19 protein-coding genes and 1 riboswitch are annotated in these 19232 nt (G+C 65.1%); of the genes, 11 read left to right on the top strand and 8 right to left on the bottom strand.

The genetic code is table 11. From position 1 onward, the window contains the following. Nucleotides 1–100: 100 nt before the first annotated feature. The 6 genes from prfB (at nucleotide 101) to AXZ77_RS07225 (ending at nucleotide 6193) form a co-directional block, all read left to right on the top strand. Nucleotides 101–1225 carry a peptide chain release factor 2 gene (prfB, locus tag AXZ77_RS07250; protein ID WP_098410629.1) on the top strand — a complete coding sequence of 375 codons (1125 nt, stop codon included), beginning with the start codon at nucleotides 101–103 and terminating at the stop codon, nucleotides 1223–1225. 6 nt (nucleotides 1226–1231) lie between these two features. Next, nucleotides 1232–1777: an AAA family ATPase gene (locus AXZ77_RS07245; protein WP_098410628.1), complete on the top strand. Its 546-nt coding sequence runs from the start codon at nucleotides 1232–1234 to the stop codon at nucleotides 1775–1777. A 36-nt stretch (nucleotides 1778–1813) separates the two neighbouring features. Further along, the gene (locus AXZ77_RS07240; RefSeq protein ID WP_098410627.1) at nucleotides 1814–2560 is read left to right on the top strand and encodes an SDR family oxidoreductase; all 747 of its coding nucleotides are present in this window, start codon (nucleotides 1814–1816) and stop codon (nucleotides 2558–2560) included. A 106-nt stretch (nucleotides 2561–2666) separates the two neighbouring features. Continuing rightward, nucleotides 2667–3440, top strand: coding sequence for a DUF2189 domain-containing protein (locus AXZ77_RS07235; protein WP_098410626.1), 774 nt, complete (start codon nucleotides 2667–2669; stop codon nucleotides 3438–3440). 93 nt (nucleotides 3441–3533) lie between these two features. Then, the gene (locus tag AXZ77_RS07230) at nucleotides 3534–4769 is read left to right on the top strand and encodes a putative DNA modification/repair radical SAM protein (protein WP_098410625.1); all 1236 of its coding nucleotides are present in this window, start codon (nucleotides 3534–3536) and stop codon (nucleotides 4767–4769) included. Beyond that, nucleotides 4769–6193: a UdgX family uracil-DNA binding protein gene (locus tag AXZ77_RS07225; RefSeq protein WP_098410624.1), complete on the top strand. Its 1425-nt coding sequence runs from the start codon at nucleotides 4769–4771 to the stop codon at nucleotides 6191–6193. The genes AXZ77_RS07230 and AXZ77_RS07225 overlap by 1 nt, the downstream gene beginning before the upstream one ends. A 4-nt stretch (nucleotides 6194–6197) precedes the next feature. Here the strand turns inward: AXZ77_RS07225 and AXZ77_RS07220 are convergent, their stop codons facing one another. Continuing rightward, the gene (locus tag AXZ77_RS07220; RefSeq protein WP_098410623.1) at nucleotides 6198–6941 is read right to left on the bottom strand and encodes a cytochrome c biogenesis CcdA family protein; all 744 of its coding nucleotides are present in this window, start codon (nucleotides 6939–6941) and stop codon (nucleotides 6198–6200) included. A gap of 94 nt (nucleotides 6942–7035) precedes the next feature. Here AXZ77_RS07220 and AXZ77_RS07215 point away from each other — a divergent pair, with 94 nt between their 5' ends. The 3 genes from AXZ77_RS07215 to AXZ77_RS07205 all read left to right on the top strand — a co-directional run bounded on the left by AXZ77_RS07215 (nucleotide 7036) and on the right by AXZ77_RS07205 (nucleotide 8411). Further along, nucleotides 7036–7263, top strand: coding sequence for a sulfurtransferase TusA family protein (locus AXZ77_RS07215; protein ID WP_083075169.1), 228 nt, complete (start codon nucleotides 7036–7038; stop codon nucleotides 7261–7263). Next, nucleotides 7263–7712: a GNAT family N-acetyltransferase gene (locus tag AXZ77_RS07210; protein WP_098410622.1), complete on the top strand. Its 450-nt coding sequence runs from the start codon at nucleotides 7263–7265 to the stop codon at nucleotides 7710–7712. The genes AXZ77_RS07215 and AXZ77_RS07210 overlap by 1 nt, the downstream gene beginning before the upstream one ends. 36 nt (nucleotides 7713–7748) lie before the next feature. Beyond that, nucleotides 7749–7895: riboswitch (FMN riboswitch) on the top strand. A gap of 81 nt (nucleotides 7896–7976) precedes the next feature. Next, nucleotides 7977–8411 carry a 6,7-dimethyl-8-ribityllumazine synthase gene (locus tag AXZ77_RS07205; protein WP_098410621.1) on the top strand — a complete coding sequence of 145 codons (435 nt, stop codon included), beginning with the start codon at nucleotides 7977–7979 and terminating at the stop codon, nucleotides 8409–8411. Between the two features lie 71 nt (nucleotides 8412–8482). Here the strand turns inward: AXZ77_RS07205 and AXZ77_RS07200 are convergent, their stop codons facing one another. From AXZ77_RS07200 to purC, 7 genes are all read right to left on the bottom strand, one after another. Next, nucleotides 8483–11449, bottom strand: a complete 2967-nt coding sequence (locus tag AXZ77_RS07200; protein ID WP_098412464.1) for an Rne/Rng family ribonuclease — start codon at nucleotides 11447–11449, stop codon at nucleotides 8483–8485. A gap of 445 nt (nucleotides 11450–11894) precedes the next feature. Continuing rightward, nucleotides 11895–12395, bottom strand: coding sequence for a hypothetical protein (locus tag AXZ77_RS07195; protein ID WP_141536238.1), 501 nt, complete (start codon nucleotides 12393–12395; stop codon nucleotides 11895–11897). After that, nucleotides 12392–13723: a sigma-54 dependent transcriptional regulator gene (locus AXZ77_RS07190; RefSeq protein WP_078539470.1), complete on the bottom strand. Its 1332-nt coding sequence runs from the start codon at nucleotides 13721–13723 to the stop codon at nucleotides 12392–12394. The genes AXZ77_RS07195 and AXZ77_RS07190 overlap by 4 nt, the downstream gene beginning before the upstream one ends. Before the next feature lie 3 nt (nucleotides 13724–13726). Continuing rightward, the gene (locus AXZ77_RS07185; protein WP_078539471.1) at nucleotides 13727–15469 is read right to left on the bottom strand and encodes an ATP-binding protein; all 1743 of its coding nucleotides are present in this window, start codon (nucleotides 15467–15469) and stop codon (nucleotides 13727–13729) included. A gap of 117 nt (nucleotides 15470–15586) precedes the next feature. Continuing rightward, nucleotides 15587–16255, bottom strand: coding sequence for a phosphoribosylformylglycinamidine synthase subunit PurQ (gene purQ, locus AXZ77_RS07180; RefSeq protein WP_078519362.1), 669 nt, complete (start codon nucleotides 16253–16255; stop codon nucleotides 15587–15589). A 130-nt stretch (nucleotides 16256–16385) separates the two neighbouring features. Next, a complete protein-coding gene (purS, locus tag AXZ77_RS07175; protein ID WP_078519363.1) occupies nucleotides 16386–16625 on the bottom strand; it encodes a phosphoribosylformylglycinamidine synthase subunit PurS in 240 nt (79 codons plus the stop codon). A 14-nt stretch (nucleotides 16626–16639) separates the two neighbouring features. Beyond that, nucleotides 16640–17401, bottom strand: coding sequence for a phosphoribosylaminoimidazolesuccinocarboxamide synthase (gene purC, locus AXZ77_RS07170; RefSeq protein ID WP_098410619.1), 762 nt, complete (start codon nucleotides 17399–17401; stop codon nucleotides 16640–16642). Between the two features lie 270 nt (nucleotides 17402–17671). Between purC and AXZ77_RS07165 the strand changes: the two genes are divergently transcribed. Next, nucleotides 17672–17989, top strand: coding sequence for a DUF1476 domain-containing protein (locus AXZ77_RS07165; RefSeq protein WP_098410618.1), 318 nt, complete (start codon nucleotides 17672–17674; stop codon nucleotides 17987–17989). A gap of 187 nt (nucleotides 17990–18176) precedes the next feature. Beyond that, nucleotides 18177–19199: a betaine--homocysteine S-methyltransferase gene (gene bmt / locus AXZ77_RS07160; RefSeq protein ID WP_098410617.1), complete on the top strand. Its 1023-nt coding sequence runs from the start codon at nucleotides 18177–18179 to the stop codon at nucleotides 19197–19199. Nucleotides 19200–19232: the final 33 nt, after the last annotated feature.

The raw sequence follows: 19232 nt of genomic DNA, 5'->3' as shown, positions 1-19232 counted from the left end.
CTTTTCAACGCCGCGCGGCCCACGCAATTTCCCCCGCGCCGCCTTGCGGGCGCCGCCCCGATCTCGTATCACGCGGGCCAAGCTTTCAAGAGGATGACAGATGCGCGCCGAGACGCAGAACACCGTCGAACAGATCCGCAAGTCCCTGACCTTGCTGGGCCAGCGGATGGACCTCGAGACCGCGCCGCACCGGATCGAGGAATTCAACGCGATGATCGAAGACCCCACCCTGTGGGACGATCAGGCGCGCGCGCAGAAACTGATGCGCGACCGGCAGCAACTGATGGACAAGTTCGAGACCTATAACCGGATCAAGCAGGATCTGGAGGACAATGTCGAACTGATCGAGATGGGCGAAATGGAAGACGACGAGGAAGTCGTCTCCGAGGCCGAGGCCTCGCTGGCCGCGCTGAAAGAAACCGCCGCATCGAAAGAGCTCGAAGCGCTGCTCGATGGCGAGGCGGATGCGAATGACACCTTCCTCGAGATCAACGCGGGCGCGGGTGGCACGGAGGCCTGCGACTGGGCTTCGATGCTGCAGCGGATGTATGTCCGCTGGGCCGAAAAGCGCGGCTACGAGGTCGAGCTGCAATCCGAAGAACCGGGCGCCGAGGCCGGGATCAAATCCTGCGCCTACAAGATTTCCGGCCCCAATGCCTATGGCTGGCTGAAATCGGAATCGGGCGTGCACCGGCTCGTGCGTATCTCGCCCTTCGGCAAGGGCACGCGCGAAACCTCGTTTGCGTCGGTCTGGGTCTATCCGGTCGTCGACGACAATATCGAGATCGAGGTGAACCCCGCCGATATCCGCATCGACACGTTCCGCTCTTCGGGCGCGGGCGGTCAGCACGTCAACACGACCGACTCGGCGGTACGGATCACCCACCATCCGACCGGCATCGTGGTCACCTCGTCGGAGAAGTCGCAGCACCAGAACCGCGACATCGCGATGAAGGCACTGAAATCGCGCCTCTATCAGATGGAGCTGGAAAAGCGCACAGCGGCGATCAACGAGGCCCACGAGAACAAGGGCTCGGCCGGCTGGGGCAACCAGATCCGCTCCTACGTGCTGCAGCCCTACCAGATGGTGAAGGACTTGCGCACGCAATACGAGACCTCGGACACGCAGGGCGTGCTCGACGGCGATCTCGACGGGTTCATGGCGGCGACGCTGGCGCTTGGCCTCGAAGGCAAATCCCGCGCCGACGCGCAAGCTGAGAGCTGATCGCGAATGGCGGCGCGGGTTCATATTACCGGCGCCGCGGGTTCGGGCACATCTTCGCTGGGGCAACGTCTGGCCGACCGGCTGGGCGTCATCCATCTCGACACCGATCAGTTCTACTGGGCCGAGAGCGACCCGCCCTACACCGTCAAGCGCCGCCCCGCCGAGCGGCTGGCGTTGATGGAAGAGGCGAAGGAACCGGAGGGCTGGGTAATCTCCGGCTCGCTCGACGGCTGGGGGGAGCCCGCAATCGCAGGCGCCGATCTGATCGTCTTTCTCACCGCCCCCACACCGATCCGCCTTGCGCGCCTGCGCAAGCGCGAGGCGGCGCGCTTCGGCACCCGTATCCGCAAGGGCGGCGACATGGAGGCCAATCACGGCTCCTTCCTGACCTGGGCTGCGGGCTATGACGATCCCTATTTCTCAGGGCGCTCGCTCAGCCGCCATCACGAATGGCTGGCAGGCCGGTCCGAGCCGGTGCTGGAACTGTCGGGCACGCGACCGCTCGACGAGCTGCTGGCCGAGTGTGTTGTCGCGCTTGGAATGAAACCCTGAACGGTTTTGGCGCGTATCCTCTCCAGTAGCGAGAGGATGAGCACCGTGGAGTTCAAGGACAAACGCATCTGGATCATGGGCGCGAGCTCGGGCATCGGGCAGGCGCTGGCGCGCGAACTGACCGCGCGCGGGGCGCGGCTGGTGCTGTCGGCGCGCTCGGTCGAGCCGCTGGACGCGCTGAAGGCGGAGCTGGGTCAGGGCGAGGTCGTGCCCTGCGACGTCTCCGATCCCGAAAGCCTCGACGATGCGCGCGGCGAGATCCTCACCCACGGGCCGCTGGACGCAATGATCATCACCGCGGCGCTCTACGATCCCGGCCGCGTCGATGAAATCGAGCGCGATGCGGCGCGCAAGCTGGTGGAGGTGAACCTGCTCGGCACGCTGTGGTTCGCGCAGGCCGCGCCGGGATTGCTGCGCGAGGGCGGGCAACTGGTGATCTTCGGCTCGGTCGCGGGCATCTTCGGGCTGCCGAAGGGGCAGCTCTATTCCGCCTCGAAAGCCGCCGTCATCAACCTCGTCGAGAGCCTGCGCGTGGAATATGCGCCAAAGATCGACGTGCGTCTGATCTCTCCCGGTTTCGTGAAGACTCGCCTGACCGAGAAGAACGATTTCGCCATGCCCTTCGTGATCGAAGCCGACGAGGCCGCCCGCCGCATTGCCGACGGGCTGGCCAAGGACCGCTTCGAGACCCACTTCCCCCGCCGCCTCACATGGCAGCTCAAGCTATTGAAACGACTGCCTTATGAGATCTCTCTACGGCTGACGAAACGGATGGGCGGCTGAGCCTCGCGGCGACGCAGCGAGCAATTCTCTGGACAGATCACGCCCGCGTGACGCAACGTGAAGTTGCGGGCCTTGGGGAGAGGGCCCTCAGTCAGGGAGAAGAAACATGCAAACTGTCGCGTCGCCGCCTTCCGAGGTGCCGCATATCCGCGACCTTCAGGTCTCGGAAATACCAGACATCCTGAAAGCAGGATGGAGTGATTTCAAACGCGCCCCGGCCTTCGGGCTGATGTTCTCGGGCTTCTACGTGCTCGGCGGCATCGTGCTGTGGACCGTGTTCGCAGCCCAGGGCGAGGAATGGTGGCTGATCCCCTTCGCGCTCGGCTTTCCGCTGCTCGCGCCCTTCGCGGCGATGGGGCTTTATACCGTCTCGCGCAAGCTGGAGGCGCAGGAGCCGCTGGAATGGCGTGAGGTGATCGCCTGCTGCGTCTCCGAGAAGGACCGCCAGACGCCCTCGATGGCGATGCTGATCCTGATGATGTTCATGTTCTGGGTCTTCGTGGCCCACACGACCTTCGCGCTGTTCATGGGGCTGTCGGCCTTCACCAATGTCTCCAGCTCGCCCGAGATCCTGTTCACCGGCAACGGGCTGACGATGCTGGCGATCGGCTCCGCGATCGGGGCGGCCTTCGCGGCGATCCTGTTTTCCTTCACCGTGGTCGGCCTGCCGCTGATCATGGACCGCGAGATCGACATCATCACCGCTATCCTCACCTCGATGCGGGCGGTGGCCGCCAACCCGGTCTCGATGGCGATCTGGGGCATGGTGATCGCGGCGAGCCTGTTCATAGGGATGCTGCCGGTCTTCCTTGGCCTGTTCATCGTGTTGCCGGTTCTGGGCCATGCCAGCTGGCATATGTATCGCCGCCTGACGGCCTGAAACCGAGGCGAAGTTTTGCGAAGGGGCGCGATTTTCGCGCCCCTTTGTCATGGATTTATTGAAAGGTGAAAAATGTGAACATATAGTGAACACATGGCGAGAATGACCCTCGATCAGAAACTGGCGATCCTCTCGGACGCGGCGAAATACGATGCCTCCTGCGCGTCGAGCGGGGGGCAGCGGCGCGACTCCAAGGATGGCAAGGGGATCGGCTCGGTCACGGGCTCAGGCATCTGCCACGCCTACACGCCGGACGGGCGCTGCATCAGCCTGCTGAAGATCCTGATGACGAATTTCTGCATCTACGACTGCGCCTATTGCGTGAACCGGGTCAGCTCCAACACCCCCCGCGCGCGGTTCTCTCCCGAGGAGGTCGTGACCCTCACGCTGGAATTCTACCGTCGCAACTATATCGAGGGGCTGTTCCTCTCCTCCGGCATCATCCGCTCGCCCGATGACACGATGACCGACATGGTGCGGATCGCGAAGCTCCTGCGGGTGGAGCATAATTTCCGCGGCTATATCCATCTGAAGACCATCCCCGATGCCGCGCCCGAACTGATCGAGGAGGCCGGGCTTTACGCCGACCGCCTCTCGATCAATGTCGAACTGCCGACCGACCGGGCGGTGCAGGATTACGCCCCCGAGAAGGATCCCGCCCAGATCCGCCGCGCGATGGGCGATGTGCGGCTGCTGCGCGACGCCCGCAAGGAGCGAAGCTTCACCGGCAAACGCCCCCCGAAATTCGCGCCTGCGGGCCAGTCGACGCAGATGATCGTCGGCGCGGACGGAGCGAATGACACGACGATCCTGAAGACCTCGACGCGACTTTATTCGAGCTATGCGCTCAAGCGCGTATATTACTCCGCCTTCTCGCCGATCCCGGACAGTTCCGCCGTGCTGCCGCTGATCAAGCCGCCCTTGATGCGCGAGCATCGGCTCTATCAGGCGGATTGGCTGCTACGCTTCTACGGCTTCGACGTGGACGAGATTTCGCAAGGCACCACCGATGGCAATCTCGATCTGACGGTCGATCCCAAGCTCGCCTGGGCGCTGACGAACCGGCATCTGTTTCCGCTCGACGTGAACCGGGCCGAGCGCGAGATGCTGCTGCGCGTGCCGGGGCTGGGGGTGAAGACGGTGGGTCGCGTGCTGGCGACGCGCCGCCACCGGACGCTGCGCTACGACGATCTGCGGCGGATGGGAGCGAACCTGAAGCAGGCGAAGCCTTTCATCACGCTCTTGGATTGGCACCCGCGCGCGCTGACCGATGCGGCAGACCTGCGCACCCGTTTCGCCCCGCCGCCACAGCAGTTGCGGCTGTTGTGATGCGCACGATCACCCTGCCCGAGATCGGCACGTTCGAGGCATGGCGAGATGAGGCCCGCGCGGCCTTGGGCGCTGGCATCCCGCCCGAGGAGCTTCTCTGGCATCGCGGGGCCGCTGAGGCCGATCTCTTTGCCCAAGAGGCCCCTGCCCCCACAGGCGGCGCTGTGAGCGTGCCGAAGGGCTTTGTCGAGCTCGCCCGCCTCGTGGTCTGCCATCGCGACCCGGAACGCTTCGCGCGGGCTTACGCGGTGCTCTGGGCGCTGCGATCCGACAAGCGCCTGATGGAGGACCGCGCCAATCCGCGCATCGACCGGCTCAACCGCATGGCCAAGGAGGTCTCGCGCGACCGCCACAAAATGACCGCTTTCGTGCGCTTTCGCGAGATCGGCGATCCGGGCGCGTCCCGCCGCCGCTTCGCCGCGTGGTTCGAGCCCTCGCATTACATCTGCGAGCTGACCGCACCCTTCTTCGTCAAACGCTTCGGCGATATGGACTGGTCGATTTTCACCCCCGATCTGACCGCGCATTTCGAGGCCGGAAAGCTGCGCTTCTCCGAAGGCCAGCCGCGCCCCGATCTGCCGGACGACGCCACCGAAGACCTCTGGCGCACCTATTTCCGCAACATCTTCAACCCGGCGCGGCTGAAGGTCGGGGCGATGCAATCCGAGATGCCGCGCAAATATTGGCACAACCTGCCCGAGGCCGGGCTGATCCCCGAGCTGATCGCCACCGCGCAGGCCCGTGCCGAGGAGATGGCTTTGAGTGCCCCCACGCTCGCCCCGGTCCGTGCGGGCAAGATCACCGAGCGGCTGGCACGCGAGCGCGCCACCCCGCCGCCCGCGGGCGACCGGGCGGAGCTGCTGACCGGACTGGACGCCTGCCGCCGCTGCCCGCTTTGGGAGAACGCCACGCAGGCGGTGCCGGGCGAAGGGCCGCTCGATGCGTCTCTGATGATCGTGGGCGAGCAGCCCGGCGATTTCGAGGACCTCGAGGGCCGCCCCTTCGTCGGCCCTGCCGGGCAGCTTTTCGACGAGGTGGCGGCGCATGCGGGCCTCATTCGCGAACGCGCCTTCCTCACCAATGCAGTGAAGCATTTCAAATTCACTCCGCGCGGCAAGCGGCGCATCCATCAGTCGCCCGACCGGCAGGAGATCCATCACTGCCGCTGGTGGCTCGACCAAGAACGCAGCGTAGTGAAGCCGAAACTGATCCTCGCGATGGGGGCGACTGCGCTGGAAAGCCTCACCGGGGATCGGCGGGACCTTCTCAAACGCCGCGGCACGGTGGAGGTGCTCGACGACGGCACGCCGATGCTGATCACCGTCCACCCGTCCTATCTGCTGCGCCTGCCCGACATGGAAAAGCCCGCGATGATGCGGGCTTTCGAGGCGGATCTGGCCCGCGTGGTGCAGATGGTGGCGTGAAGCCTCAGCCCAGTCTGGCGAGCGACGGGAAGGTCTCCAGCAGCCAGAAGCTGATCGCCGAGAACGCGTTGGTCAGCAGCAAGATCCCGACGACGACCAGAAGCGCGCCCATCGTCTTCTCGATGATCCCCATATAGGCCTTGAGCCGGTTCATCACGCCGATCGCGCGCTGGATGAACAGCGCGGCCAGCAGGAACGGGATGCCCAGCCCCAGCGCATAGACCGCCAGCAACGCGGTGCCGCGCGCCTGATCGCCGCCTTGGGCGGCCAGCGACAGGATCGCGCCCAGTTGCGGGCCGATGCAGGGCGTCCAGCCAAAGGCGAAAGCGAGGCCCAGCACATAGGCGCCAAGCGAAGAGCCTCCCCGGTCGCCCGCATCCAGCCGCGCCTCGCGATCAAGGATCGAGATCCGGAAAACCCCAAGGAAATGCAGGCCGAGGATCACGATCACCCCGCCCGCGATCCGTCCGAACAGCACCTGATTGGTCAGGAAGAACCGCCCGAAGGTCGAGGCGGCAAACCCCATGAACAGGAACACCGTCGACAGGCCCAGCACGAAGAACAGCGCCGGGACCACGGCCGAGCGCTTGCCCTCACGCAGATCGCCCATGCTCACCCCGCCCATATAGGCGAGATAGGGCGGCACGATCGGCAGCACGCAGGGGCTCAGGAATGACAACAGACCCGCAAAGAGCGCCACGAAGGCGGCGGGCAGGAACGCAGCGGAGACGAGATCGATTCCAAACATGTTCCTCCTCTACCCCATTCCTCGCGCGCGGTCACCGGGTCGTGAGATAACAACAGCGTGGACAAATCAGCGCGGGCGCGCGAGAACCTCCGCCATGACGCCCGATATCGAAATCGATGCGAAGGGGCTGCTCTGCCCCCTGCCCGTTCTGCGCCTGCGCAAAGCGCTCGAGTCGGCCGCGCCCGGCGCGCTGGTCCAGCTGGTCGCGACCGACGGGGCGAGCTGGATCGACGTGCCGCATTTCTGCGCTCAGACCGGGCATGAGCTGGTTGAGGCAGAGGATTGGGAAGGCGTGAAAGTCTATCTGGTGCGCAAGAGCTGATGACCGTCACGCTGCGCCCGGCCCATGACACGGATCGCGACGCGATTGCCGATCTCTGGCATCTCAGCGCGAGCTTGCCCGGTGTCGGCCCGCCGGTGATGCCCAGCCGCACCGCCCTGCGCGCCCGTGTGGACGAGGAAATGGTCGCTGGCTGGCAGGTGACCCTCGCCGAGGATCAGGGGCGGATCATGGCGTTTCTCGCATTGAAACCGCGCGATGCGATCCTGGCCGAGCTTTTCGTCCATCCCGACTGGATCGGGCATGGGATCGGCTCGAGGCTCATGGCGCAGGCCAAGGCGGCGCTATCGGAGGGGTTCCGGCTCTACACGAGCGAGACCAACAGCCGCGCGCAGGCGTTTTACCTGCGTCACGGGATGGAACGCCTGGAGACCGACACGCATCCGCGCACCGGACACGCGATGGTCTGGTATGGCTGGCCCGGCAACTAAGCCCCTTGCCGAGCGCAAATGCGCGTGCCAATCTCCGGCCATTCTCAGGGCGGGGCGAAATTCCCCACCGGCGGTATGCGGCGAAATCCGCGAGCCCGCGAGCGCCTCGCCGTCGTGCGAGGGTCAGCAGATCAGGTGCGAGGCCTGAGCCGACGGTTACAGTCCGGATGGAAGAGAATATGCAGCCGACCCCGTGCCTTAGCGCGTGGGCGCGGACTGCATGTGATCGCCTTGGGTGACGTGTCGCTATGCAAGGAGATTACGATGACACACACCCGTTATGCTTTTATCAAGGCCAATTGGCACGCCGATATCGTCGACCGTGCGCTCGAGGGGTTTCTCGAAGAAATTCCGGAGGCGCAGGTCGATGTCTTCGACGTGCCCGGCGCATTCGAGCTGCCGATGAAGGCACAGCAACTGGCCCGAACGGGCCGCTACGGCGCGATCGCGGCGGCGGCGCTGGTCGTCGATGGCGGGATCTATCGCCATGATTTCGTCGCGCAGGCCGTGGTGAATGGCCTGATGCAGGTGGGGCTGGAGACGGGCGTGCCCGTGCTGTCGGTCTCGCTGACCCCGCATCAGTTCCAGGAGACCGATCACCACCGGGCGATCTTCGGCAGCCATTTCGTCGAGAAGGGCCGCGAGACGGCGCGGGCGGCGCTGCAACTGACCCGCCCGGCGCAGGAGCTGGCCGCCTGAGCGCGGAAAGCCAAAGAGGAAAACGAAAAAGGCCGGGCGCTCTGCCCGGCCTTTCTCAAATCTGAAGGTGCTCAGCGGCTCCACCAGCCTCGTTTCTTGGGCTTGGGCGCCTCTTCGGTCATCGTCTCGCCCTCGGCTTCGGTCTCGGCGAAGGCCGGACCACCGGGCAGTTCGACCGGCGCATCAGGCTGCGGCGTTTCCGGCGGCTGCTCGAACGGGGTTTCCGGTTCGGGCGCGGGCGGCGCTTCCGGCGGCACGTCGACAGGGGTTTCCTGCGGCGCGGGCTCGGGCGTCTCGACCGGCGCGTCGGGCTGCGGCGTCTCCTGCGGCTCGGTCGGCGCGTCGGGCTGCGGGGTTTCCGGCGGCTCGGGCGTGTCGGGCGTCTCTGCGACGGGCGCCTCGACCTTCTTGCGCGCACGAGAGCGACGCTTCGGCTTGGGCGCCTCCTCGGCTGCCTCTGCGGCGTCGGCCTTGACCTCTGCGGCGCTGCCTTCGACGGCGGCTTGCGCATCGGCCTCCGCGTCCACCTTCTTGCGCGACCGCGTGCGGCGCTTCGGCTTGGGCGCTTCTTCCTCGGCCTTGGCCTCGGTGCCCTCAGCGGGGGCGTCCGCGGTCTCGGCTTCGGGTTTCGGCTCTTCCACCTTCTTGCGGGCGCGCGAGCGGCGCTTGGGTTTCGGCGCTTCTTCCTCGGGCTGGGCCTCGGTCTTCGCGTCGGTTTGCGCCTCGGTCTTGGCCTCGTCTGCCGGAGCTTCCGCCGCCTGCGCGGGTTCGGCCTTGGCGGGCGCTTCCTGCCCTTCGGCCGGCTTGGACTTCTGATCGTCCGACTTCTGGTCGTCCGACGACTGATCGCCGTTCTCCGTGGAGTCGTTATTCTCCCCGTTCTCGCCGTTCTCGCCATTCGACTTCCGGCGACGACGACGACGACGGCGCTTCTTCTTCGGCTGCTCCTCGGCTTCGGTCTCGACCGTCGCGGTCTGCTCCTCGGTCTCGGCTTCAGCTTCGGTCTCCGCCTCGTCCTCCGCGTCGTCGATCTCGGCCATCAGGCTGGCCGAAGCCGACACCACGGGGCTGTCCACTTCCGCGACATTGCGCGTCGCGGTCTTGAACTTCTCGATGGTGAAATCGGGCGAGACGAGTTCCGGCGCGGCTTCGATGCGCACGGACATGCCATAGCGCGCCTCGATCACCGCCACATGCTCGCGCTTGGCGTTCATCAGGTAGTTGGCGACCGCGACGGGGGCACGCACCAGAACCTCGCGGGTCCGTTTGCGGGTGCCCTCTTCCTCGATCGCGCGCAGGACGCTCAGCGCGAGGCTGTCATCCGAGCGGATCAGGCCGGTGCCGTGGCAATGGGCGCAGGGCTGCGTCGTGGATTCGATCATGCCCGGACGCAGGCGCTGGCGGCTCATCTCGAGAAGGCCGAAGCCGGAGATGCGGCCGACCTGAATGCGGGCGCGGTCGGTCTTGAGACGCTCCTTCATGCGCTTCTCGACGGCGTTGTTGTTCTTACGCTCGTCCATATCGATGAAGTCGATCACGATCAGACCGGCGAGGTCGCGCAGGCGCAGCTGGCGGGCCACTTCGTCGGCGGCTTCCAGGTTGGTCTTGAGCGCGGTTTCCTCGATCGAGCCTTCCTTCGTGGCCCGACCCGAGTTCACGTCGATGGCGACGAGCGCTTCGGTGACGCCGATCACGATGTAACCGCCGGACTTGAGCTGAACGGTCGGGTTGAACATCGAGGCGAGGTAGCTTTCCACCTGATGACGCGCAAAGAGCGGCAGCGATTCCGAGTAGTGCTTCACGTTCTTGGCGTGGCTCGGCATGATCATCTTCATGAAGGCCTTGGCCGCGCGGTAGCCGCGCTCGCCCTCGACGAGCACCTCGTCGATATCCTTGTTGTAGAGGTCGCGGATCGACCGCTTGATCAGATCGCCTTCCTCGTAGATCGGCGCCGGCGCGACGGCTTTCATCGTCAGGTCGCGGATCTGCTCCCACAGGCGCATCAGGTATTCGTAGTCGCGCTTGATCTCGGTCTTGGTGCGCTGCGCACCCGCCGTCCGCACGATCAGGCCCGCACCTTTCGGCACGTCCAGCTCACCCGCGATTTCCTTGAGCTTCTTGCGGTCGGCGGCGTTGGTGATCTTGCGGCTGATGCCACCACCGCGCGCAGTGTTGGGCATGAGCACGCAGTAGCGGCCTGCCAGCGAGAGATAGGTGGTCAGCGCCGCGCCCTTGTTGCCGCGCTCTTCCTTGACGACCTGCACCAGCATGATCTGGCGCACCTTGATCACTTCCTGGATCTTGTAGCGGCGCGGACGCGGCTTGCGGGCCGGACGGATTTCTTCTTCGACATCCTCGTCGGCGACGGATTCGATGCCGCTATCGGCCTCGGCAGCGTCATCGCCCGCGTCGTCGTCATCGTCGTCGGAGTCGTCGCTGTCATCCTCGTCGGAGGCGGTCTCAGCCGCAGCGGCGGGCGTCGAGGCGGCTTCCGGCGCGGGAGCGTCCTCGGCCGGGGTCTCGGTGCTGTCGGTCTGCGCTTCGGCCTTGGTCTCGTCGGCGGGCGCGTCGGCAGTCTCGCCGGAGGTCTCGCCTTCGGCTTCGGGATCGACGACGCCCATGCCCGGGATCTCGTCCGAGCTGATCACCGCCTCGTCCTGCTTGGCCTTCTCCGCCTTGTTCGACGACCGGCGCGAGCGGCGGCGGCGCGAAGATTTCGGCTTTTCCTCTTCCGCAGCCGCGGCTTCGGCGAGCTGACGCTCTTCTTCCAGCAGCGCTTCGCGGTCGGCGACCGGGATCTGATAGTAATCGGGGTGGATTTCCGCGAAGGCGAGGAAGCCATGCCGGTTTCCGCCATAGTCGACGAAGGCCGCCTGCAGGGACGGTTCGACGCGCGTTACTTTCGCGAGATAGATATTTCCGGCGAGCTGCCGTTTGTTGATGGTCTCAAAGTCGAATTCTTCAACCTTGTTGCCGTCCACCACCACGACGCGGGTCTCTTCCGCGTGGGTGGCATCGATAAGCATCTTCTTTGCCATGTAAATCCAATAGGTCAGCCCTTTGCGACCTGCCCGGGGGCGCGGCGCTGTCTTGGGCTGAAACTGTCCTTGAGGCGAGGGTGCGGACATGCGCGCAGACGGCGGTGGCGTGGAGCCTGCCCGTCCTCATCTGCGATATCCCGTCACGCATCATCGCGGTTCTTTCCAAGGCGCGGTCGGCCTTAGCCGCTTGGCGCCCAATTAACGGCCTCCGTCCCGTCTAATGCGGAAGAGGGAGACAAACTTGCGGCCTTTCGGCCAATCGGTTGAGCCGGGGCCCCTTGCGCATCATCTGCGCCGGATCGGCCAAGGCATCAGCGAATTTCGGTGGCTTCATACTTATGGTGTGAAACCGACTGGTTCTGACCATAGCGGCACAGCCTACGGGAACACAATCGAATTTTCGTAAGGGAAGGGTTAATCACACCCCGGATTCTCGCGATGTTCAGCGATTGGGCAGGCCGTTTCTCGTGCGCTCGCGGCGAATTGCTTCCGCTTGAGCGGGAATTCCGTCGCGCAACCCTTCCAGCCCGCGACGCACCTGCGCGCATTCGGGGCTGTCAGCTTGCGTCATGCGGTACGGATCGGGATGCGCCGCGTCATAGGAAAGCACCTCGCCGAGCAGCCGATGCACCATGTCGGGATCGCCGAAGGCCCATTCGTTGAGCGGTCGCCCGACCACCTCGGAGAGCGAGCCGAACAGTGCCGGATCGCCCGTCGGATCAATCCCCGGATTGGCGGCAAGCAGGCAGCGCCAGTGCAACTGCCCGAGATAGAACAGGAAAACCGCATCTTCCTTGCGGCCTTGCGAGAAAAGCTGCGACGCGGCCTCGTAATACTTAGACGGGTGTTGGCCCCGCAATTGCGCGACCTCCGGCGGCGCGCCCTCCGCCTGCGCCATCAGGGGCGCAAGCGCGAGGGCCGCAGCCAGAAGCCCTGCCCTCACAGATAATCCGCGCGAGCGAGACCGTATTTGGCCATCTTCTCGTTCAGCGTCCGGCGCGGCAGGCACAGCTCTTCCATCACCGCCGAGATCGAGCCCTTGTGGCGCCGCATCGTATTGTCGATCAGCATCTTCTCGAAGCTCTCGACATATTCCTTGAGCGGCTTGCCCTCGGTGGTGATCGCCGCCGGCCCCGTCTCTTCGTCATCGGTCATCAGGAGCGACGCGATCGAGCCCGAGCCACGGCGCGATTGCAGCACCGCGCGTTCGGCCACGTTGATCAGCTGGCGCACATTGCCCGGCCACGGGGCCTGCAGCAGTTGGGCGGCTTCCTGCGCGGTGACTTCCGGCACGTCGCAGCCATATTCATCGGCGAATTGCTCGGACATGCGGTTGAACAGCGTCAGGATATCCTCGCCGCGCGCACGCAGCGGCGGCAGAGTGATCTTCAGCGCGGCGAGGCGATAGTAGAGATCGGGGCGCAGCGCATCCTCGACCGTCTTGCCCTCGCCATGCGTATTGCAGATCGCAACGATCCGCGTCTCTGCCGGCGCACCCTGATCGTTGATGAATTGCAAGAGCCGCGCCTGCAGCGACTGGCTCAGCGCCTCCACATCCTCAAGGCAGAGCGTGCCGCCGCGCGCTTCTTCCATCAGCGGCAGACCGCCCTCTTCGACCGGTCCGAACAGCTTGGCCGAGAGCGCCTCTTCGGTCAGAGCGGCGCAGCTGACAACCACGAATTTCTTGCCCGCGCGGGGGCCTGTCGCGTGCAGCGCATGAGCCACCAGCGTCTTGCCGGTGCCGGTTTCGCCGTCGATCAGAACGTGGCCGTCCGCCTGCGAGAGATCGAGAATATCCTCGCGCAACCGCTCCATCGGCTCGGAGGTGCCGATCAGCTTGCCCATCACCTTCTCGCCCTCGGCCAGATCGCGGCGCAGCGCGCGGTTGTCGAGCGTCGTGCGCCGCGCCTGCGTGGCGCGCTTTGCCAGCTCGGTCATGCGATCCGGCGAGAACGGCTTTTCCATGAAATCCATCGCGCCGAGGCGCATCGCCTCGACCGCCATCGGCACATCGCCGTGGCCGGTGATCATGATGACCGGCAGACCGCTATCGATGCCCATCAGCCGCTTGAGAAAGGCCATCCCGTCCATGCCGGGCATCCGGATGTCGGTGATCACCACGCCCGGCCAATCGGGGCCTATCACTTTCAGCGCGTCTTCGGCGCTGGCATAGGTCTCGGCGTCGAAGCCCGACAGCGCCAGCCATTGGCTGACGGACTGCCGCATATCTTCCTCGTCATCGACGATCGCTACCTTCATTAGTCTTGCCATGTCTTACTCCGCGGCCTTTATGGCCCTGTTCTTGTCCGCCAGGAGGGGCAGCTGCACTTCAAAGACGGCTCCCCCGCTTTCGGAATTATGGGCGGTCAGGCGACCCCCGAAATCACTGATGATGGAGGACGAGATCGCAAGGCCCAGCCCCGTCCCTTCCCCCGGCTTCTTCGTGGTCCAGAACGGCTCGAACAGCTTGTCGAGATCCGAAATTCCGGGACCGTTATCACGCACGCTCAGCACGGCCGTCTCACCCGAGGTAAGCAACAACTCCACTTGCGGTTCCTCAACCGACTTGGTGGCGTCGAGTGCATTTCGCAACAGGTTGATGATGACCTGCTCCAGCCGGATGCGGTCTGCCATCACCATGACAGGGCTGCGCGGCATGGTGCGCGAGATGTGCAATTTGCGAATTTTCAGCTGCGGCTCCATCATCGAGAGCGCTTCCGACAGCGCCACCCGCAGGTCCACCGGCTCGAAGGCCTCACCGCCCTTGCGGGCATAGGATTTCAGCTGCCGCGTGATCGCGCCCATCCGGCCGATCAGGTCGTCGATGCGCTGGAAGGACGACAGCGCCTCCTCGACCCGGGCGCGCTGCAGCAGGAGTTTCGCGCCGGCCAGATAGGTCTTCATCGCGGCCAGGGGCTGGTTCAATTCGTGGCTCACCGCCGCCGACATCTCCCCCAAAGCCGCAAGTTTCGAGCTTTGCGCGATCGTCTGTTCGGCCACGGCCAGATCCTGCTGCGCCTTCTCGCGCTCGGCGATCTCGCGGCTCAGCCGGGTGTTGAGCTGCCGCAGCTCCGCCGATTCCGCGCGCAATTCCTGACTTTGCCGCCGTGCGCGCCGCGACAGCGCATAGAAGACCAACGCCAGCAGGATCGCAAAACCCATGATCTCGAGCGCGAGCACCGCATTCACGCGCTCGCGCACGGAGTCGTAGCTGGTAAAGGCGATCATCTTCCAGCCGCGGAAGGGGATGCGCGCCTCGGTGCGCATCACCGCGCGGCCCTTGAGATAAGCGTCCGGCGCGTCATTGGCCCAGTCCGCAGTCGCCTGCAGCGCGCGCTCGATCGCGGAAGGAGCAGACCGCGCGGCCAGCGCCTCCGACATCGTCACCCCGCGCCAGCGCGGCTCGGTCGTCAGGATGATTTTACCCTCGCTGTCGACCACGGCCAGCGCATCGGAAATCCCGGCCCAGGCACGCTCGAATTTCGACAGATCCGCCTCGACCACGATCACGCCGACGGGCTTGTTGTTCTGGATGACGGCCCGCGAATAATCGAACTCGGTGCCGCCCGCCTCGGGCTCGTTGAGCGAGAAGATCGTCCCGCGCGAGCGGGTCGCATCGACGAAGAAGGGCGCATTCGGGAAGGGCGTGCCGATCTGCGTGCGATTGGTCGATGCCACCACCCGGCCCTGCATGTCCAACAGCCGGATCGAGGCCACCGCGACCTCTTTCTTGGCCGTGATCAGCTGCGCCGATGCGGTGGAATAATCCGTTGTATCAAGGGCTTGCGTCAGCTCCGGATCGCGCGCGAGCAACAGCGGCACAACGGATGTCCGCTGCAGCTCCGACATGATGTTGCCGGTGTAAAGCGCAAGCCGCAGCTCGGTGCGCACGCGCGTCGTCTCGGTGAAACGCTGGGTCAGCCACTGGTTGGTGATCCACATCACCGCCCCCGCCAGCGCGAGGATCAGCACCACGGCGACACGCAGCAGCCAACGGGCGCGTGGCGAGCGCGCCATGACACCGAGCCCGCCCTCACTCTCGGGCGGCTCTTCGGGTAAAATCGTCGAACGTGTCTGCACGTGCGTCATGCGCGAAGTCTAAGCCAAGGCCCAGAGCGCAACAAGCGCACGAGATCAGGCGGTTGCCAGCATCCCGCTCAACGCGCGGAAAAGCGCCGCCCCATCGGCGCCACCCTGCGCAGCCTCGATCGCGCGCTCGGGGTGAGGCATCATGCCCAGCACCCGGCGGTTCTCGCTCAGCACGCCCGCGATATCGTCGACGGAGCCGTTGGGGTTCTCGACATAGCGGAACGCCACGCGGTCCTCGCCCTCGATGCGGGCAAGGCCTTCGGGGTCGATCTGGTAATTGCCGTCATGGTGGGCGACCGGGATCACGATCTCCTGCCCCGCCTCATAGCCCGAGGTATAGGCGCTGTCGGTCGTGGCGACGCGCAGCGCCAGCGGTTTCGAGACGAATTTCAGCCCCGCATTGCGCATCAGCGCGCCCGGCAGCAGCCGCATCTCGGTGAGCACCTGAAAACCGTTGCAGATGCCGATGACATAGCCGCCCTTGCCTGCGAAATCGGCCACCGCCTGCCCGATGGGCGAGCGCGAGGCGATCGCGCCGCAGCGCAGATAATCGCCATAGGAGAACCCGCCCGGCACACCGATGATGTCGATGCCTTCGGGCAATGCGGTTTCCTTGTGCCAGACCTTGACGACATCCGCCCCGGCTGCCGCGAAGGCCATGCTCAGGTCGCGGTCGCAATTCGATCCGGGGAAGGTGATGACGGCGGCTTTCATGGGTGCAAACTCCTGGCCTTGAGGGTCGAACCTGTCGGGTAAGGCCTGGACGGCCTTCGGCTTGGTACAAATATCCCGGGGGGATTGGCCGGCAGGCCAAGGGGGGGGCAGCGCCCCCACCCGACCCGGATCAGGCGATCTCGATGGTGTATTTCTCGATCACGGTATTGGCGAGGAGCTTCTCGCACATCTCCTTCACCTCGGCCTCGGCAGAGGCTGCATCGGTGGCGCTCAGGTCCAGTTCGATCACCTTCCCCTGACGCACGCCTTCGACACCGTCGAAGCCCATATGGCCCAACGCGTGGCGCACGGCCTCGCCCTGCGGGTCGAGCACCCCATCCTTCAGCATCACATGAACGCGGGCTTTCATCACGAGCGGTCCTTTCAGTTGATCAGCGTCGGTTTGATCGGCTGGGTATTGGTCGGCAGCACGCCAAGGCGCTTGGCGACTTCGGTATAGGCATCGGTCAGGTTGCCCAGATCGCGGCGGAACACGTCCTTGTCGAGCTTCTGGCCCGTCTTGACGTCCCACAGGCGGCAACTGTCGGGGCTGATCTCGTCGGCAACGATCAGGCGCATGAAATCGCCATCCCAGACGCGGCCGATCTCGATCTTGAAATCGACCAGCTTGATGCCGACGCCGTAGAACACGCCGGTCAGGAAGTCGTTCACGCGCAGCGCCAGTGCCACGATATCGTCGAGGTCCTGCTGGCTCGCCCAACCGAAGGCGATGATATATTCCTCGGGCACGAGCGGATCGCCCAGATCGTCGTTCTTGTAGCTGTATTCGACGATCGGACGCGGCAGCGGCGTGCCCTCTTCCATGCCCAGACGCTTCGCGATCGAACCGGCGGCGAAGTTGCGCACGATCACCTCGAGCGGCACGATCTCCACCTGACGGATCAGTTGCTCGCGCATATTGAGCCGTTTGATGAAGTGGTTCGGCACGCCGATATTGGTCAGGCCGGTCATGAAATACTCGGACAGGCGGTTGTTGAGCACGCCCTTGCCCTCGATCACGTCCTTCTTCTGCGCGTTGAAGGCAGTCGCGTCGTCCTTGAAATACTGGACCAGCGTTCCGGGCTCGGGGCCTTCATACAGAACCTTCGCCTTGCCTTCGTAGATCTTCTTGCGCCGGGGTGCCATCGCGTCTCCGTTCTCACTTGGCGCGGCGGTGCCAGGGCCTGCGCCGCATACCGTGAGGAATGCCGCGCCCGCCCCTGCGCGCCGTCCGCGAAAGGGTGTTGCCCGCCCTATAGGACAAGCCCGCGAGTCTCGCAAGGTAAAGCGCACGCCACTTCACGCAGATGCACAGCCCCGTCAAACCGGCCAAAACGCGGCCCTTTCCTCTTGCGGCGCAGGCCGTGCATGTGCATATCGGAGGTAACGGAGACTTTACCGGGAGGGACGTGGGCCATGACCACCTTCGACGATCGCGAAAACGCCTATGAGAACAAGTTCGCGCATGATGCCGAGCTGCAGTTCAAGGCCGATGCCCGCTGCAACAAGATGCTGGGCCAATGGGCCGCAGAGCTTCTGGGCAAAACCGGCCCCGAGGCCGATGCCTATGTCCGCGAGGTCGTGACCTCCGATTTCGAGGAAGCGGGCCACGAAGACGTGTACCGCAAGCTCTCGGGCGACCTCGGCGACAAGGCCGATGAACAAACGATCCGCGCGAAGATGGCCGAATGCATGGCCGACGCGCGCCGTCAGGTGATCGACGAGGCCGAGTGAGCCCTCGCCGATGACGCAGATTGAAAGGCCGGATGCCCCGCGCATCCGGCCTTTTGCATTTCAGTGCGAGATTGCAGCGCCTTCATCAAGAACATGAAGGAAACGAATTTGCCAATTCCCGCCTGTCATGGCAGGACAAACCCAACCGCCGCGCCCGACGCGGCCCTTTGCATTTGACGAGGCCCTTATGACCGCCCCGAAAACCGACGCGCTGAGCCGTCTTCTGGAAACCCGCGATTGGCTGATGGCCGATGGTGCGACCGGCACCAACCTGTTCAACATGGGGCTGGCCTCGGGCGATGCGCCGGAACTGTGGAATGCCGACGAGCCTGCGAAGATCGCGAAGCTCTATTCGCTGGCCGTCGATGCGGGCTCGGACCTGTTCCTGACCAACAGCTTCGGCGGCAATGCCTCGCGGCTGAAACTGCATAGCGCGCAGAACCGCGTGCGCGAGCTGAACCGCCTCGCCGCCGAGATCGGCCGCGACGTGGCCGACAAGCAGTCGCGCCCGGTGATCGTTGCGGGCTCGATGGGCCCGACCGGCGAGATCTTCGCGCCGATGGGCACGCTGACGCATGAGTTGGCGGTCGAGATGTTCCACGAACAGGCCGAGGGCCTGAAAGAGGGCGGCGCGGATATCCTCTGGGTCGAGACGATCTCGGCGCAGGAAGAATACAAGGCCGCCGCCGAGGCCTGCCATCTGGCGGGGATGCCCTGGTGCGGCACGATGAGCTTCGACACCGCAGGCCGCACGATGATGGGCCTGACCTCGCAGGCGATGGTCTCGATGGTCGAAAAGCTGGCCCACCCGCCTCTGGCCTTCGGCGCGAATTGCGGCGTCGGCGCGTCCGACCTGCTGCGCACCGTTCTGGGCTTTGCCGCGACCGGCACCGAGCGCCCGATCATCGCCAAGGGCAATGCGGGCATCCCGAAATATGTCGACGGCCATATCCATTACGACGGCACGCCCGAGCTGATGGCGGAATATGCGGTGATGGCGCGCGATTGCGGCGCGACGATCATCGGCGGCTGCTGCGGCACGATGCCCGAGCATCTCGTGGCAATGCGCGAGGCGCTGGAGACGCGTCCGCGCGGCGAGCGCCCGACGCTCGATCAGATTTCCTCGGTTCTGGGCGGGTTCTCGTCGGAGGATGACGGGCTGAGCGGCGATGCGCCCAAACGCGAACGCCGGGGCCGTCGCCGCAGCTAAGCGCGGTTTGAGCGCGGGTGAGGGGCTCTGCCC

Source organism: Thioclava sp. ES.031 (assembly GCF_002563775.1).
Taxonomy (GTDB): Bacteria; Pseudomonadota; Alphaproteobacteria; order Rhodobacterales; family Rhodobacteraceae; genus Thioclava.
This window is presented reverse-complemented; position numbering and strand designations above follow the sequence as displayed.

Excerpts from the sequence above, each read along its gene's own strand:
- AXZ77_RS07220 (WP_098410623.1), bottom strand. The coding sequence starts at position 6,941 with ATGTTTGGAATCGATCTCGTCTCCGCTGCGTTCCTGCCCGCCGCCTTC.
- AXZ77_RS07210 (WP_098410622.1), top strand. The coding sequence starts at position 7,263 with ATGACCGTCACGCTGCGCCCGGCCCATGACACGGATCGCGACGCGATT.
- AXZ77_RS07235 (WP_098410626.1), top strand. The coding sequence starts at position 2,667 with ATGCAAACTGTCGCGTCGCCGCCTTCCGAGGTGCCGCATATCCGCGAC.
- AXZ77_RS07245 (WP_098410628.1), top strand. The coding sequence starts at position 1,232 with ATGGCGGCGCGGGTTCATATTACCGGCGCCGCGGGTTCGGGCACATCT.
- purS (WP_078519363.1), bottom strand. The coding sequence starts at position 16,625 with ATGAAAGCCCGCGTTCATGTGATGCTGAAGGATGGGGTGCTCGACCCG.
- AXZ77_RS07230 (WP_098410625.1), top strand. The coding sequence starts at position 3,534 with ATGGCGAGAATGACCCTCGATCAGAAACTGGCGATCCTCTCGGACGCG.
- AXZ77_RS07215 (WP_083075169.1), top strand. The coding sequence starts at position 7,036 with ATGACGCCCGATATCGAAATCGATGCGAAGGGGCTGCTCTGCCCCCTG.
- bmt (WP_098410617.1), top strand. The coding sequence starts at position 18,177 with ATGACCGCCCCGAAAACCGACGCGCTGAGCCGTCTTCTGGAAACCCGC.
- prfB (WP_098410629.1), top strand. The coding sequence starts at position 101 with ATGCGCGCCGAGACGCAGAACACCGTCGAACAGATCCGCAAGTCCCTG.
- AXZ77_RS07205 (WP_098410621.1), top strand. The coding sequence starts at position 7,977 with ATGACACACACCCGTTATGCTTTTATCAAGGCCAATTGGCACGCCGAT.
- AXZ77_RS07225 (WP_098410624.1), top strand. The coding sequence starts at position 4,769 with ATGCGCACGATCACCCTGCCCGAGATCGGCACGTTCGAGGCATGGCGA.
- purQ (WP_078519362.1), bottom strand. The coding sequence starts at position 16,255 with ATGAAAGCCGCCGTCATCACCTTCCCCGGATCGAATTGCGACCGCGAC.
- purC (WP_098410619.1), bottom strand. The coding sequence starts at position 17,401 with ATGGCACCCCGGCGCAAGAAGATCTACGAAGGCAAGGCGAAGGTTCTG.
- AXZ77_RS07200 (WP_098412464.1), bottom strand. The coding sequence starts at position 11,449 with ATGGCAAAGAAGATGCTTATCGATGCCACCCACGCGGAAGAGACCCGC.
- AXZ77_RS07190 (WP_078539470.1), bottom strand. The coding sequence starts at position 13,723 with ATGGCAAGACTAATGAAGGTAGCGATCGTCGATGACGAGGAAGATATG.
- AXZ77_RS07185 (WP_078539471.1), bottom strand. The coding sequence starts at position 15,469 with ATGGCGCGCTCGCCACGCGCCCGTTGGCTGCTGCGTGTCGCCGTGGTG.
- AXZ77_RS07165 (WP_098410618.1), top strand. The coding sequence starts at position 17,672 with ATGACCACCTTCGACGATCGCGAAAACGCCTATGAGAACAAGTTCGCG.
- AXZ77_RS07240 (WP_098410627.1), top strand. The coding sequence starts at position 1,814 with ATGAGCACCGTGGAGTTCAAGGACAAACGCATCTGGATCATGGGCGCG.